General features: G+C 34.6%; 17 protein-coding genes and 1 pseudogene. 1 reads left to right on the top strand and 17 read right to left on the bottom strand.

Annotated elements, in window-relative coordinates; genetic code table 11:
- Positions 1–8: 8 nt before the first annotated feature.
- The 17 genes and pseudogenes from ABID96_RS00765 to ABID96_RS00685 form a co-directional block, all read right to left on the bottom strand.
- Positions 9–575, bottom strand: a complete 567-nt coding sequence (locus tag ABID96_RS00765; protein WP_192603697.1) for a TIGR01440 family protein — start codon at positions 573–575, stop codon at positions 9–11.
- A gap of 105 nt (positions 576–680) precedes the next feature.
- Positions 681–1,124 carry a ribose 5-phosphate isomerase B gene (gene rpiB / locus ABID96_RS00760; RefSeq protein ID WP_192603578.1) on the bottom strand — a complete coding sequence of 148 codons (444 nt, stop codon included), beginning with the start codon at positions 1,122–1,124 and terminating at the stop codon, positions 681–683.
- A gap of 120 nt (positions 1,125–1,244) precedes the next feature.
- A complete protein-coding gene (locus tag ABID96_RS00755; RefSeq protein WP_192603579.1) occupies positions 1,245–1,685 on the bottom strand; it encodes a low molecular weight protein arginine phosphatase in 441 nt (146 codons plus the stop codon).
- 216 nt (positions 1,686–1,901) lie between these two features.
- Complete coding sequence (locus tag ABID96_RS00750) at positions 1,902–2,462, bottom strand: manganese efflux pump MntP (protein ID WP_192603580.1); 561 nt, start codon at positions 2,460–2,462, stop codon at positions 1,902–1,904.
- 100 nt (positions 2,463–2,562) lie between these two features.
- Positions 2,563–3,603 carry an L-threonylcarbamoyladenylate synthase gene (locus tag ABID96_RS00745; protein WP_192603581.1) on the bottom strand — a complete coding sequence of 347 codons (1,041 nt, stop codon included), beginning with the start codon at positions 3,601–3,603 and terminating at the stop codon, positions 2,563–2,565.
- 106 nt (positions 3,604–3,709) lie between these two features.
- Complete coding sequence (locus ABID96_RS00740) at positions 3,710–4,168, bottom strand: GNAT family N-acetyltransferase (RefSeq protein WP_192603582.1); 459 nt, start codon at positions 4,166–4,168, stop codon at positions 3,710–3,712.
- A 57-nt stretch (positions 4,169–4,225) separates the two neighbouring features.
- The gene (gene spoIIR, locus ABID96_RS00735) at positions 4,226–5,011 is read right to left on the bottom strand and encodes a stage II sporulation protein R (RefSeq protein ID WP_483300370.1); all 786 of its coding nucleotides are present in this window, start codon (positions 5,009–5,011) and stop codon (positions 4,226–4,228) included.
- 65 nt (positions 5,012–5,076) lie between these two features.
- Complete coding sequence (locus ABID96_RS00730) at positions 5,077–6,024, bottom strand: ATP-grasp domain-containing protein (protein WP_192603583.1); 948 nt, start codon at positions 6,022–6,024, stop codon at positions 5,077–5,079.
- Between the two features lie 50 nt (positions 6,025–6,074).
- Positions 6,075–6,932, bottom strand: a complete 858-nt coding sequence (prmC, locus tag ABID96_RS00725) for a peptide chain release factor N(5)-glutamine methyltransferase (RefSeq protein ID WP_192603584.1) — start codon at positions 6,930–6,932, stop codon at positions 6,075–6,077.
- Positions 6,932–8,000 (bottom strand): annotated as a pseudogene (gene prfA, locus ABID96_RS00720) (peptide chain release factor 1). Before prfA ends, prmC begins: the two are co-directional and overlap by 1 nt.
- A 157-nt stretch (positions 8,001–8,157) precedes the next feature.
- Complete coding sequence (locus ABID96_RS00715; protein WP_088001432.1) at positions 8,158–8,775, bottom strand: thymidine kinase; 618 nt, start codon at positions 8,773–8,775, stop codon at positions 8,158–8,160.
- Positions 8,776–8,970: 195 nt separating this feature from the next.
- A complete protein-coding gene (locus tag ABID96_RS00710) occupies positions 8,971–9,219 on the bottom strand; it encodes a type B 50S ribosomal protein L31 (RefSeq protein ID WP_088001434.1) in 249 nt (82 codons plus the stop codon).
- Between the two features lie 157 nt (positions 9,220–9,376).
- Positions 9,377–10,651 (bottom strand): transcription termination factor Rho, encoded by a 1,275-nt coding sequence (rho, locus tag ABID96_RS00705; RefSeq protein WP_088001436.1) that lies wholly within the window; start codon positions 10,649–10,651, stop codon positions 9,377–9,379.
- A 425-nt stretch (positions 10,652–11,076) separates the two neighbouring features.
- Positions 11,077–12,042 carry a class II fructose-bisphosphatase gene (gene glpX, locus ABID96_RS00700; RefSeq protein ID WP_088001438.1) on the bottom strand — a complete coding sequence of 322 codons (966 nt, stop codon included), beginning with the start codon at positions 12,040–12,042 and terminating at the stop codon, positions 11,077–11,079.
- Positions 12,043–12,232: 190 nt separating this feature from the next.
- Positions 12,233–13,531, bottom strand: coding sequence for a UDP-N-acetylglucosamine 1-carboxyvinyltransferase (locus ABID96_RS00695; RefSeq protein WP_192603585.1), 1,299 nt, complete (start codon positions 13,529–13,531; stop codon positions 12,233–12,235).
- 459 nt (positions 13,532–13,990) lie between these two features.
- Positions 13,991–14,845, bottom strand: coding sequence for a class II fructose-bisphosphate aldolase (locus tag ABID96_RS00690; protein ID WP_088001442.1), 855 nt, complete (start codon positions 14,843–14,845; stop codon positions 13,991–13,993).
- Positions 14,846–15,141: 296 nt separating this feature from the next.
- Positions 15,142–15,519 (bottom strand): response regulator, encoded by a 378-nt coding sequence (locus ABID96_RS00685; RefSeq protein ID WP_088001444.1) that lies wholly within the window; start codon positions 15,517–15,519, stop codon positions 15,142–15,144.
- Positions 15,520–15,721: 202 nt separating this feature from the next.
- Here ABID96_RS00685 and ABID96_RS00680 point away from each other — a divergent pair, with 202 nt between their 5' ends.
- Entirely contained in the window at positions 15,722–16,243 is a 522-nt protein-coding gene (locus tag ABID96_RS00680; RefSeq protein ID WP_192603586.1) for a DUF2529 family protein, read from the top strand.
- The last annotated feature ends 42 nt before the right edge of the window (positions 16,244–16,285 follow it).

Raw genomic sequence — 16,285 nt, 5'->3', positions numbered from 1 at the left:
ACTATCTATTACAAATTAATTTCTTCTTCAAGGGAATAGATCGCTCTTTCTCCCCCTATTAATTTTGGACGAGTTTTCGCTACAGAAATATGAGCTTGTCCAACTTCTTTTATACTTGTTCTTAATGGAACTGCAACATGTTTTAAATGCATTCCAATTAATGTATCGCCAATATCAATTCCAGCATCGGCTTTAATAAACTCTACTATTACAGCATTTTCTAGGTTTCTATAAGCATAAGAAGCTAGGGCACCACCTGCTGTTCGAACAGGAGTTACGGTAACTTCCTCTAATGACTGCTGTTTTGCCGTAGCTTTTTGAACAACAAGTGCTCTATTTAAATGTTCACAGCATTGAAATGCCAATTGTACTCCAGTATCATTCTGAAACGCTTTAATTGTTTCGAATAATACTTTTGCAACCTCCATTGTTCCAGATGTGCCAATTTTTTTCCCACTTACCTCACTCGTACTACAACCAATCACCAAAATATGTTCACTAGTTAATGTAACTTGTTCCTTAAGCTCAGATAATAGCGTTGTCATTTGTTGCTTTACTAAACTCAATTCTTCCATCATATGTTAATCCTCCAACCATTAAGGTTTATTGATTTTTTGAATAAAAAAAACCGATAATCTTCAAAAGCTTTTTCGGATTAACGGCTGGTTTGTTTTATTTCATTACATTTGTTTTTCGTATTCTTTAATTTTATTTACTCGATTTTCGTGACGTCCGCCCTCAAATTCAGTTGTTAACCAAATTTTTGCTATATCTCTAGCTAACCCCGGTCCAATTACTCGTTCGCCCATCGCTAGCATATTACTATTATTATGCTCTCTAGTTGCTTTCGCACTAAAAGTATCGTGTACTAATGCACATCGAATGCCTTCAACCTTATTTGCTGCAATTGACATCCCAATACCTGTTCCGCAAACTAAGATACCGCGGTCAACTTCACCACTTGCAACCATTTTAGCAACTGGAAAAGCATAATCAGGATAATCCACAGATGTACCACATTCACAACCGAAATCCTTATATTCAATACCCATTTCATCCATTAAATTCATAATTTCCTGGCGTATGTTAATTCCACCGTGATCAGATGCTATTGCTACTTTCATATGACAGTTACCCCCGTATTGACTTCATGTTCTATACTACTTTTTACCATTAAATATATTTCACTTCTATATTACACTATTATGTTCAAAATATGGGATACTAATTATGCTTTTAATCAGTCAATCTTTATCATTTTTATTTACAATTTTCTTTATTAATCCTTCTAGTTCATTCAATGTATTTTCATATTTCATTAATGAACCTCCATACGGATCCGAAATTTCTCTATGATTTCCGTTCGCATACTCATGTAATGTAAATATTTTTTCTTCATAGTTAGGATATTTCGAGACTAAGAACTGTTTATGATTAGCAGTCATTGTTAATACATGCGATGACCAATTTAATAAATCCTCTGTCACTTGTTTTGAGGTATGATTTATTGATATACCCTTATTGCTCACCGCAGTAATTGCATGCTTAGAAGCTGGCTCACCAGGCATTGCAAAGACACCCGCGGATTGTGCTCGATGCGCATCATTCCCATAATGATTTAGAAGTGCTTCTGCCATTGGACTTCTGCAAGTATTCCCTGTACATATAAACAATATGTTTTTCATAAACTTCCTCACTTTCATTTACTTTCATGAATATATCTTACACGTTATTTACACATTTGAATTTACATCGTTTGCTTATCATTTCAATCTCTATTTAATAATAAACCATTATTCCCCATAAGTATCAAATCTTATTGCTTGTTTTATACTATGTCCAATAAATAGATAAAAGGATGGAGCTAATGTTATTCAGTAGCACCATCCTTTTATCATTCATTATGTAGAAAAAAATAATAATTTAAGCCCAAATAAAAGCAAAACAGAACCACCTAGTAATTCACCAAACTTCCCTAGTTCCTGCTCTACCCTTCTACCAAGTAGTAAGCCTGCCCACGTTAAAATTGTACTTATAATACCAAAGAGCAGAATCGTTAACCATGTTTTCGCACCAAATGTCCCAAGGCTGATCCCAACTGAAAAACTATCAACACTTACGCTAAAGGCAAAGAGCAATAATCCAATTCCAGTTGGAGAAAATTTATTTTCTTCCTTACCAAATAGCGTGGAATATATCATATGGAATCCGATTCCTAGTAACAATACACCACCAAGCAGTACTGATATTCTTCCAAATTTATCTGATAGTTCATATCCAATAATCATCCCTAAAAGAGGCATAATGACATGAAATAGTCCAATAACAAAACCTATATTTAAGATTTGCCTAAATTTTAGTTGAATGACACCCATACCTAATCCAACAGAGAACGCATCTAAACCTAGTGCAGATCCCATTATCGTTAATGTAATCATTTCTTCGATTAATGTGCTACTCATGCTTCCCCTCCTAGGACTTGCTATTAAAAGATATGCAAGTCCTACCAATCATATGAGGGATATTAATAAATTTAATTCATTTTTATTGAAATTACGCTTTTTACTCCGTAATGATAGAATGTCCACAAGCTTTCCATAATCGATTCATTATTGCAATTCCAATTCCTTCGTAAGGGAAAGATTCACAAAAAATAATATCCACATTCTCTTCATTAAATTGACGAATACAATCATAAAGAGCTGCAGCAACAGTCGTTAAGTCTTCTCGTATTCCACAAGCAAGTACAACATCAGCTTTATATTGGTTAATGTTTTCTTCTGTTGTTAGTATACCTACCTTTTTTCCTTCTGACTTAGCATTGTGTATAAGTTTGTGTATAAACTCCATACTCCCATTTACAAGGTGCATTTGAGCATCTGGCGCATAATGTTTGTACTTCATTCCTGGAGACTTCGGCGCTTCAGTTTCGTTCACGGTTGCAGGATCAACCTCTACATTTGAAACAACTTTTTTTATCATTTCTGGCGTAATACTGCCAGGTCTAAGAATAGTGAATACTTCTTGTGAGCAATCAATAACTGTGGATTCTAATCCTACTCCAGTACTTCCACCATCAACAATACCTGCAATCCGACCATTTAAGTCTTCAAATACATGCTTTGCTGAAGTTGGACTTGGCTTACCAGAAGTATTTGCACTTGGGGCGGCAATTGGTAAACCACTTGCTTCAATTAAAGCAAGCGCAACCGGATGATCCGGCATTCTAACCCCAACTGTGGATAAACCTGCAGTTACAAATTTGGAAACTTGCTTTTTACTTTTTAAGATAATCGTTAATGGACCTGGCCAAAAAGCCTCCATTAACTTTTTTGCACCTTCTGGAATTTCTTCAATTAATTCATCTAGCTGATTATTGTTTGCTATATGTACGATTAACGGATTATCACTGGGTCTTCCTTTTGCTTGAAAAATCAGTTGAACTGCCTCATCTGAAAAAGCATTTGCTCCTAATCCATAAACTGTTTCCGTTGGGAAAGCAACAACTTGTCCAAGCTGCAATATTTTGGCTGCATCCACAATCTGTGGGTAAATTTTATCTTTATTCACAGAATTATCCACATTCCAACATTTCGTTTCCATGATTAACACCTCGCTTAAAAGTGAATATTAGTGTATATATTACAAATTTAGACAATACAAAATGAATGAAAAGCAAGTCTTATCCACAAATTGTGGATAAAACTTGCTAATTTGTGGACAACTTTGTGTATAGTTCTTTTTGATATACTAATACATATTCATTCTTAATTGTATTTTGATAATGTTCCATTTCTTTAATATGAAGCGAAACATCTTCCTCATCTGTCGGTTGAAATCCTAATAAAAGGAATAAATCCTGAACAACATTTTGTTTAGTTAACAAATAAACATGAGAGATCATTTCCTCTTTTAGTTTATCAAGAACACTTTGTAAAAAGACTACCATATGCTGTGAATAAATGGTAGGTGCAACTACTAATGATCTTAATAGTGCTTCATTTTTATACTGTTCATAACCAATGACAGCCTGAGCTGTTCCTACCTCGTCCTCCAATATAAAAAAGGATTCCTGTTGTTCTTGAAGTCCATTTGTAGAAAGTCCAGCTTGTCCTAAAAAAGAAAAAATCGTTTCAAAATCTGATGGTAAAGATGATCTTATTTTCATGAAAGAACCTCCCTAATATGCTTGTAATAACTTATGCACATAGGGAGATGTCTAGAACTAAAATAATTGTTTGAACATGTGGACAAAAAAGCTTTCGACTTTAATATCTTCTTCTTGTTCCATTGTCGGTACTGCAGCTACCTCTACAGTTTCTTCAGTCGATTCTTCTTTAATACTAGATTCAACTTCAGTAGACTGCTCTTTTTCGTTAGATTCTTCTTTTAAATATGAAAATCCTTTACCTTCCTCTGGTTCTTCAATCATTGTTTCCTTTTCAACGTTTTGTTGTGTTTGAAGGGAATCAACAGTTGCATCACCATTTGAAAAATCTAAGAAACATAATGGAGGAAATAATACACACCACCAGTTTGCACCTTGTCCAGCACCTAGTTTAATTAATACAGCTTCATAGTCACCTGCTGGGTACAAAAAACTACCGTATAGCTTTGTTGGAAACTTTACTTTTTTAGAATACGTAATCGTAAATGTTTGCTTAGAACCTTCTTCTTTTAAAACGCGTTGGACTGTTTTCTCTAAATCTGGAATATGGCTTTGAATGACTTTTTGTCCTTCTTCAAAGCTAGTCAAATCCTTTACCCAAGTATTAATCTGAGCATTAACTTCATCTCTTACTTTACGTTTTAATGCCTGATCTCCACTAGAATCACTATTTGCTAGAATTCGTAAACGTACCGCCTTCTTAGGAATAACAACCATTTCATTACCCTTTGCGTTTGTATCTTGAAGTGGCACTAAAACAGACGAACTGATTAATAATATAATAAATAAAGAAATTATTTTATAAGTAGTTTTCATTTTTGATTTCGCTTTATATCTTCTCATTTTATCTCCACCATCCCTCTAGGAAACAGTTTAGACAAAATGATAAATTCTTAAACACTACTATTCTATTTTTTTGTATCTAAACTTATTGCATGCCTAATAGATTTCTTCTTAGGTTTGATTAAATCATTTTTAATATAGTCAATAATGAGCTCTGCAACATTAATTCCAGTACATTTCATGATTGCTTTCATGTGAGCATTAGAGTTTACTTCACAAACTATCGCCTTGTCATTTTCACCAAACAATAGGTCAATGCCAGCAAAGTCTACTCCTAAAATTTTTGCACATCTTAGTGCAAGTTCTTTTTGATACTCTGTCGGCTCGTATGCAAATGCCTCCCCACCTAACTCAGCATTAGCACGAAAATCTGTATCAGAACTACGGAGCATAGATGCAACTACACGATCTCCAACGACATATAGACGCATATCTCTACCTTTACTAGATTCAATAAACTCTTGGTAAAGATGCGGGACATATTGTAATTCATCTACTTTTTTAAGAAATTCTTCGCGATTATGGATTAAATACACTTGCATCCCAAAAGAACCATATGATTCTTTTAGGACAAATGGATAACCTAATTCTTGCTCAACGACATCATAAAAAGAGTAGTCTGTAACTTTACAGCTTGGATAGACTAATGGAGCATTAATCGTTTTTGGCATTGGCACTTCATATTCAGATAAAATTTGATATGTTAATGACTTATTATCACAGTTTTTAATAGCTAATGCAGAATTATATACCTTAAATCCCATAATCTCTAAATGACGAGCTAAAGCTGTATCTTTGTCCCAGTATATAATAAAATCTGGCTTTTCTTCACTGTATATTCCTTTTAAAATTGGCTTACCCTTTTCAATAACAGGGACCAGCTCATGATGCTTTACTAATTTTGTATTTAGACCTTTACTTGCACAAATATCTTGCAAATTAAAGAATAAATCCATAAATTTTGAGGACGTAACATGCCCATTGTAAACAATCCAGCCATTTAAACTTGTCATATACTCACTCAACTTTCTAAACGAAATCATTAAAATGTAAGTTTAGTAATTCATTTCATCATATATACCATACGATCTTTGCCATTAATATCAAAGACAACTTCAACTTGTGCATGATTAAAGATGTTTCTCAATATCTTTGCAACAGGTTCTCCTTGACCAATTCCTACTTCAAAAGCGACTAATGCTTTATGATTTAAAACCTTAGGTAAATCCGTTGCAAATCGACGATAAAAATCAAGTCCATCTTCACCGCCAACTAGCGCGCGATATGGCTCATGCTCCTTTACAACCTCATCTAATTGCAACCAATCCTGGTGAGGTATATATGGAGGATTCGAAACGACAATATCGACTTTTTTGTTTTCATCTATAAAATAATTTAACAAATCATTATGAAGAAAATTAACATTCGCCCCTAAATGAAGTGCGTTTTGCTTAGCAACCTCAATTGATTCCTCCGCAATATCAACAGTATGAACTGTAAGTTGTGGATTTTCAAGAGCCAGTGAAATAGCAATTGCTCCACTACCGGTACCTACATCAACAAGCTCTAAATGATCTGTTCGGTCCCAGAGTTTATGAATACGTTCAAGGACACCTTCAACTAATTCTTCAGTTTCAGGCCTCGGAATTAACACTTCATTATTTACAATAAATTTTCTACCATAAAAATATTCGTATCCAATTAAATACTGAATTGGTTCACCTTCAATATGTTTTTGTACCAATTCTTGAAATTGCAACCAATGCTCATCTTTTAAATCTTCTCTCATATTACTCAATAATTGCGTTCGGTTGTAATCTAAAATATGCTTTAATGCTATTTCGCCCACATTTTCATCTCGTCCGTGTCTTTGTAAAAAAAGAGAAGCCCATTTTAGGGCTTCGTATATCTTTGTTGTCATTATTGACTTTGTTCCATTCTTTTTGCTTGATCATCCATAATAAGTGCATTAATAATTTCGTCAATCTTACCTTCGACGATTTGATCAAGCTTTTGAATTGTTAAACCAATTCTGTGGTCAGTAACACGGTTTTGTGGGTAGTTATAAGTACGAATACGTTCAGAACGATCACCCGTTCCAACAGCTTGTTTACGGTTTTGATCGTACTCTGCTTGAATTTCTCGTTGGAATTTATCATAAACTCTTGCACGAAGAACCTTCATCGCTTTTTTCTTTATTTTTAATTTGTGACTTTTCATCCTGACATGATACAACCGTATTTGTAGGAATATGCGTTAAACGAACTGCGGACATCGTCGTATTTACTGATTGTCCTCCAGGTCCACTTGAAGCAAATGTATCTACACGAATATCTTTATCATGGATTTCAATTTCAACTTCTTCAGCTTCTGGTAAAACAGCAACAGTTGCCGTAGAAGTATGAATACGTCCACCTGATTCCGTTTCAGGTACACGTTGAACTCGGTGAGCTCCATTTTCAAATTTCAACTTCGAAAACGCACCTTTACCATTAATCATAAAGATAACCTCTTTAAAGCCACCTAATTCAGTGTAGTTACCTTCAATAATTTCTGTTTTCCAACCATTTACCTCTGCAAATCGGCTGTACATACGGTATAGTGTCGCGGCGAATAATGCTGCCTCATCTCCACCCGCTGCACCACGAATCTCAACGATAACGTTTTTATCATCGTTAGGATCCTTTGGAATTAGTAATATCTTTAATTGTTCTTCAAGCTCTTTTGATTCTGCTTCAAGTTCATTTAATTCTTCTTTTACCATTTCACGCATATCAGCATCAAGCTTATCTTCAAGCATTGCTTTTGCGTCTTTAATCTGTTCTTTTACAGATTTGTACTGACGATATGCATCAACTGTTTCTTGAATATCTGACTGCTCTTTAGAGTATTCACGTAACTTCTTTGAATCGTTTATTATTTCAGGATCACTTAGTAATTCATTTAATTTATCATAGCGATCTTCTACTGCTTGCAATCGATCAAACATAACTTTCACCTCGACATTTTCGTCTTAATATAGTTACTTTATAATATTTGTAGATTTTCACTAAAGGATGCTCAATTTTCTAACCAATCATTATCTTTTTAAGACTATTTATCAAATAATCATATTAAATAACAAATAAGATAGAGAAAGATCAAACTTAATCGTTTTGATTTTGGAATGCTGGTTCTGTTCGATGAGAATTTGTAGGTACTTCGTGACAGTGGCGACATCTTGGCTCATAAGATTCAGATGCTCCTACTAAAATAATAGGGTCCTCAAATAAAGCCGGCTTACCATTAATTAATCTTTGTGTTCTACTTGCAGGTGAACTACAAACCGCACATACTGCATTTAATTTTGTTACATGCTCAGCAATGGACATAATTTCAGGTACCTTTCCGAATGGTAACCCTCTAAAATCCTGATCAAGGCCTGCGCAAATTACTCTTTTACCCATATTGGCTAATTGCTGAACAACGTTAAATATTTCATCATCAAAAAATTGAATTTCATCTATTGCTACAACCTCAACCTCATCTGTTACATACTTAAGAATTTGAGATGAGTGTGTTAATGCATAAGCAGGTACCTTCATACCTGTGTGAGACACAACTTCAACTTCACTATATCTGTTATCAATCGATGGTTTAAATGTTACACAACTTTGTTTAGCAAACTGTGTACGACGAACACGGCGGATCAACTCCTCTGATTTACCAGAAAACATACTCCCGCAAATCATCTCTATCCAACCATTTTTTCTCATCATAAACATTAAGAGTCTCACCTTTCTAAATCAGTTCTATGTCTAATTACATTATTTTTTATCTTTAAGATGTTTCATGTAAGTATTCAATTTATTTATATAAAAATTCTTTTTATGAATTAAATTATTATGTTAAAGGACTATAAATGCGTAAAAAAAGCAGGCAAAGTAGCAATAACTCGCCTGCTTTTCATCTTTATTACCTTAAGACTTAAGACCGTATTTTTTGTTGAAACGTTCAACACGTCCTGCAGCGTTAGCAAATTTCTGACGACCAGTGTAGAATGGGTGAGAATCAGAAGAAACCTCAACTTTGATAAGAGGGTAAGTGTTACCATCTTCCCATTCGATTGTTTCGCTAGAATATTTTGTAGATCCGCTTAAGAACTTGAAGCCAGTGTTAATATCCATAAACACGACTTTCTTGTAATCAGGATGAATATTTGCTTTCATGTTTTTCATCTCCTTCCGCCCTGAAATCCTTGAAATCAGAGTTATCAAATCATGTGTATACCACATAATTTACATTTAACATACAAATGAAATTATAGCAACTAACCCGGGAGAATGCAACCCACTATTTTTCAGTAAGGATGCCTATATCTACCAACTATTTATTAGTGACTGGTGTTTTTTTACTTTCTTCTGTCATCGTATTGAAGAATTCTTCATTTGTTTTTGTTTGACGAAGCATTCTAAAATATCTTTCAACAAAATCAGGTATATCTGACATAGTTTTTCTCATTAGCCATAACTTGTCTAAATGATCTTTAGGGATTAGTAGATCCTCTTTACGTGTTCCAGATCTACGTATATCGATAGCTGGGAATATTCTACGTTCAGCTAGAGAACGATCTAAATGCAGCTCCATGTTCCCAGTTCCTTTAAATTCCTCATAGATCACATCATCCATACGTGAACCTGTGTCTATTAATGCCGTAGCTAGAATTGTTAAGCTACCACCTTCTTCAATATTACGTGCTGCACCAAAAAAGCGTTTTGGACGGTGGAATGCAGCTGGGTCAATACCTCCAGATAATGTACGACCACTTGGTGGAATGACTAAGTTGTATGCACGAGCTAGACGAGTAATACTATCCATAAGAATGATAACATCTTTCTTATGTTCTACTAATCTCATAGCACGTTCAAGAACTAACTCAGCTACTTTAATATGGCTATCAGGTGTTTCATCAAAAGTTGAGCTAACAACATCACCTTTAACCGAACGTTCAATATCCGTTACTTCCTCTGGACGTTCATCAATAAGTAATACAATTAATTCTGCTTCCGGATGATTTGTTGTAATACTATTTGCAATTTCTTTTAATAGTTCTGTTTTACCTGCTTTTGGTGGAGCAACAATTAAACCACGTTGACCGAATCCTACCGGGGCAATCATATCAATAATACGAGTTGAAAACTTCGCTGGAGTTGTTTCAAGCTTCATTTGTCTATTTGGATATAATGCAGTTAGTCCAGGGAAGTGAACGCGCTCTTTTGCGTTTTCAGGATCATCACCATTAACCGCTTCCACTTGTAGTAAACCAAAATATCTTTCGTTTTCTTTTGGTGGACGTACTTTTCCAGAAACTTTATCACCGTTACGCATATCAAATCTTCTAATTTGAGATGCAGAAATATAAATGTCTTCTGAACTTGGTGAATAATTGATTGGTCTTAAAAATCCATATCCTTCAGAAGGAATGATTTCTAGTACACCTTCCATGAATAATAATCCATCTTTTTCTGCCTGTGCTTTTAAGATGGCAAATATTAATTCTTTTTTTGTCAATTTGCTGTAATACGAAATCTTCATTACTTTCGCATGTTCATACAAATCTTTTAACTTCATGTTTTCTAATGCAGAGATTGTTAAACTCATACAACACCACTCTTTACTTTTATTCAATCATATAAGGATTATCTTAATTCGGAAGGTTATTTAGAAGGTTTTTTGAAGGAAACTTACATAAAGTAACTTATTCTTTAGTGTAACCTTTTCCCCTAAAAATATTCTAAGTAATTAGAATCAATAGGTTTACTATCTATTGAGATTATAATTCGAAAGGGTTTTTTATGCCAACTATTTTTCTATCTAATAAATTAACAACTCTTTCCTGTGGGAAATAAAGGAAAGAGTTGTTATTCTAATATATTCTTAAATGTATATATCTGATAAAAGAAGTATGTTGATCTCCGTTCCAGGTTGCTCGCTTTCCATGGGGCGTGAGCCTAAGCCTCATATCCCATCAGATTCATGCAATCTTTCGTTACAACCAACTTCTAATTTTATATTTAAAAAGTTCCTTACTTTATAACTAAGTTAGGTTTTTTGTTTAGGCTGTGACGACCGTCTACAAAGCGCACTGTGCCTGATTTAGCACGCATTACTAGTGAATGAGTTGTTCCTACATTCCCTTTGTATTGAACACCTTTTAGTAGTTCACCGTCTGTAACACCTGTTGCAGCAAAGATCGCGTCATCACCTTTTACTAGGTCATCCATATATAATACACGGTCTGGGTCTTCTATACCCATTCGTTTACAGCGAGCAATTTCTTCTTCATTTTGTGGTAATAACTTTCCTTGAAGTTCTCCACCTAAACATTTTAATGCAACGGCTGAGATTACCCCTTCAGGCGCGCCGCCGCTACCAAATAATATATCTACACCAGTGTGATCAAAAGCTGTGTTAATTGCTCCCGCTACATCTCCGTCATTAATTAATTTGATTCGAGCACCAGCTGCGCGAATTTCTTCAATTAACTTTTCGTGACGAGGTCTATTTAAAACTGTTGCTACTACTTCATTAATGTTTTTACCTTTAGCATTTGCCACAGCAGTTAAGTTCTCAAGCACTGTTGCATTAATGTCGATTTTCCCTACTGCTTCAGGACCTACTGCAATTTTTTCCATGTACATATCTGGAGCATGCAATAAATTACCATGATCTGCAATTGCGATAACTGCTAATGCATTCCACCCACCTGAAGCTACGATATTTGTGCCTTCTAAAGGATCAACTGCCACGTCTACTCTTGGTCCATAGCCATTTCCAAGCTTTTCACCAATGTAAAGCATTGGAGCCTCGTCCATTTCTCCTTCTCCAATCACAACTGTACCTTTCATTGGAATCGTATCAAATACGTCACGCATTGCTGTTGTTGCAGCATCATCTGCTTCATCTTTCTTACCAAGACCCATCCATTTTGCTGAAGCAAGTGCAGCAGCCTCTGTAACACGAACTAACTCCATTGATAAACTTCTTTCCACTTCAAACTCCCCCTTTGATGAAATGCGAAGTCGCACTAGCAAACTCTATGTGATAAAACGATCCATGAAAAGAGCATGCTTTCTTTTTAACTTTTATTTTGAAACTGTAAGAGCTTTCCGTCATCATTATACAACGAAAACTATGTATCCGTCTGATTAAATTAAAATGAAGCTTAAATAAAACCATTCATTATGCATTTTTTAGTTGCTCTACCTCTTGCTGCGTTAATTGAACACGCCATACATTGGCACCTAGGCCTAATAGTTTTTCTACTAAATCTTCATATCCACGATCTACATGCTCTAAACCAGTAAGCTCTGTTTTTCCATCAGCAATCAAACCAGCGATAACCAAAGCGGCACCGGCTCTTAAGTCACTTGCTTTCACTCGACCGCCTTGTAGTGAAGTTGGTCCAGATATAATTGCAGTGCTACCTTCAACCTTGATTGTAGCGCTCATTCGTCTCAGTTCATCGATATGTTTAAATCGAGCACCGTAAATTGTATCTGTTATAACTGCAGTCCCATTAGCTTTAGTTAATAAGACAGAAAAAGGCTGCTGTAAATCTGTAGGAAAACCAGGATATACTAATGTCTTAATATCAACTGCTTTCAAAACTTTACTTGTCCCAGTTACAATAATCTGGTCATCATTTGTATCAATTTGGATATTCATTTCTCTCATTTTCGCAATAAGAGATTCTAAATGATGTGGAATGACATTATCAACAACAACGCTATCGCCTTCTTGAACTGTTGCAGCTGCTAAAATAGCATATGTTCCTGCTTCAATTCTATCTGGGATAATTGTATGTGTACATCCAGAAAGTGATTCTACTCCATCTATTCGAATTACATCCGTACCTGCACCTTTGATTTTCGCACCCATGCTTGTTAATAATGTTGCTACGTCTACAATTTCAGGCTCTTTTGCAGCATTTTCTATAACTGTTCTACCATTTGCTAGCACCGCTGCTAACATGATATTGATTGTTGCCCCTACACTTACTACATCTAAGTAAATTCGAGCTCCCTTTAATTCTTCTGCTCGTAAATAAATTGCACCTTGTTCGTTCGTTACTTTTGCACCAAGTGCTTCAAAACCTTTTATATGTTGGTCGATTGGTCTTGGACCTAGATAACATCCTCCTGGCAAACCAATAACTGCTTGTTTAAATCTACCTAACATTGCCCCCATTAAATAATAAGAAGCACGTAGTTTTTTAACCTTTCCACTAGGAAGTGGCATTGCGACCATATTTGATGGATCAATTATAATCTTTTCATCTGACATCTCTACTTGACCACCAATTTCCTCTAACAGGTCGCATAAAGTTTGTACATCAGAAATAGAAGGAACCCCTTCAAGTGTTACAGGTGAACTTGCTAAAATTGTTGCAGGAATTAATGCTACAGCACTATTTTTCGCACCACTAACTCGAATTGTTCCTTTTAAAGGTATACCGCCTTCTAACACAAGCTTTTCCATAGTATACTCCCTTCTAAATGAGCAGAAGAAAACAGGGAGAGATGTAAGAAAGATATCTCTTCTAATTCCCTAATTATTGTCTACCTATTTTCTCCAATTTTCTATCTCTCTAATCTTAGTTTATACGAGACGTAACTTCTAATGTAAAGTCTTTTGTTTGAACGTTAATACATTAATGCTCTATTGCTTCTTCCATCCAAACTAGTAAATCATTCATTTTTAAATTATAAATTACTACATTTAATATAAAAAATTTCAGAGACCTAACAATATGTATACCAATAATAATTTAATGGTTTCTTTAACCTGTTTTAAGATATTCTCTATTTTATTTCGAAAACCTTCTACTAGGCTATGAAGTATTCTCATAAAAAATTGCTAAAAAAGAAAACCGTCTAAATAGTTTTAGACGGTTTCATTATTTTCAATATAACATAATTCATTCGATAACTCTTTAAATTATGCTTTGTTGCTTGTACCAAACTCACGAATTTTACCAGTAACAGTAGCGATAATCGCTTCACGTCCAGGTCCGATCACTTTACGAGGATCATATTGGTTTTGATCTTTAGCGATGAATTCACGAACAGCTTTGTTAAAAGCAATTTGGTTTTCAGTATTAACGTTGATTTTCGCAGTACCGCGAGCAATCGCTTTTTGAATTTGTTCAGTAGGAATTCCAGTACCACCATGTAATACTAATGGTACATTTGTTTCTTTACCAACCTGTTCCATCTCGTCGAAACCTAATTTAGGTTCACCTTTGTATGGTCCGTGAACAGATCCTAAAGCAGGAGCTAGGCAATCAATACCAGTACGTTCAACTAATTCTTTACACTCAGCAGGATCAGCATAGATGATGTCACCTACAACATGATCTTCTTGCCCACCAACTGTACCTAATTCAGCTTCTACAGAAACACCTTTTGAGTGTGCATATTCAACTACTTTTTTAGTAGTTTCTACGTTTTGCTCAAATGGATCATGTGAAGCATCAATCATTACAGATGTGAAACCTGCATCGATTGCAGCTTTACATACGTCATAGCTTGAACCGTGGTCAAGATGGATTGCAACTGGAACAGTTACTTTTAAATCAATTAATAGACCTTCTACCATTTTTACAACAGTATTAAATCCGCCCATATACTTTGCTGCACCCTCAGAAACACCAAGGATTACTGGAGATTGTTCTCTTTCAGCAGCAGTAAGAATAGCATAAGTCCATTCTAAGTTATTGATATTATATTGACCAACTGCATACTTACCTTCTTTTGCTTTATTAAGCATTTCAGTCATAGATACTAAAGGCATGATAAGCCCTCCTTCTAATCTTTTATATAAGTTAAATTTTGTACCCATAATCGTACTAACAAGAATAGATTGCAACAAATTGTTCTTTATTATGTATTTTGATAGGTACCTCTATCACTTACTAAGAATACAAAAAATGATACGAAAATACAACAGTTATCCATTAATGTTCGTATTATCTTAACATTTTAGACAATTATGTATGATATATATAGTTTTTTTACGCTATTTCCGAAAACGCTTTCAAAAAGCGCAGTGTAAATAAAAAACAGATGGTCTTTTGCCATCTGCTAGTGTTATTGAAGAGATTGAGGTTGAGAAGTATGTTCTCTAACCACTTTTTTAATTTCATCAATATCAAATGGCTTTGGAAAATATCGAAGTGCTCCTAGTTTTTTAGCTTCTTCAATAATGTCTAATTCACCATAAGCTGTCATTAAAATAACTTTAATCTCTTTGTTAATCTCTTTAATACGTTTTAAAATTTCTACTCCGTCCATGCCTGGTATTTTCATATCAAGAATTACTAAGTCGGGACAATCTTTAATGACAATATCGATTGCTTGAAAACCGTTGGCAGCCTGAAAAACTTCGTAACCTTCTTTTTTGAAAATCTCATGTAGTAGTAAACGAATTCCGTACTGATCATCTACAATTAATAACTTGTTTCCCAAAATTAGTACCACCTCTCTTAACCAGATCTGACTACATGCAAAAAATACATATTCCCCTAAATTTTTACATTCTATTTAGAAGTCCTATTTTCCTGCATCTTTTCGTAATTTTTATAAATTATTACTTTTTGAATGATTTAATTCGATACCTACTTTACAGTATAATGGTTAGCACATACTTTTTTAAGAGGGAGTACACAAAATGTTAAAAATTTTTACAACACAACTAAATGGTGTTTTTCAAAAGATATTAAAGCAAGAAGATGTATTTGAAGATGCTTCTCGCTTTTTAGCACAAGCAATTGTTGGCGAAGGAAAAGTTTATGTACACGGTGCAAAAGAATTTTCAGGAATCGTTTCTGAAATCAAATACGGAGAAGATACACCCCAATCATTTGAACCTTTATTTGAAGAAAGCCGAATGAAATCATTATCTTCAGTCGATCGTGTCCTCTTATTTGCGAAGCAGGCAGATGATGAAGAAGTTATTCAAATTGCAAATACACTAACCAAAAACGGAATTGGCTTTGTTGTCGTTTCTACAGTAATTGAGAATGATTCATTATCAGATCTTGCTGATATTTTTATTAATTATGAACTAACTCGTAAATTAGTACCTACTGAAGAAGGCGACCGTATTGGTTTACCGATTTTATTAACAGGATTATTTATTTATCATTGCATACTTTTAACAATCAATGAAATTTTGGCCGATTTTGAATAATTTAAAAACACCCAACACAAATCAAAGTGTTGGGTGTTTCAT

Source organism: Gottfriedia sp. OAE603, from assembly GCF_040543965.1.
GTDB classification, from domain to species: Bacteria; Bacillota; Bacilli; order Bacillales; family Bacillaceae_G; genus Gottfriedia; species Gottfriedia solisilvae.
Note: the sequence above shows the minus strand (reverse complement) of the source record. Positions and strands in the feature narration are given on the sequence as shown.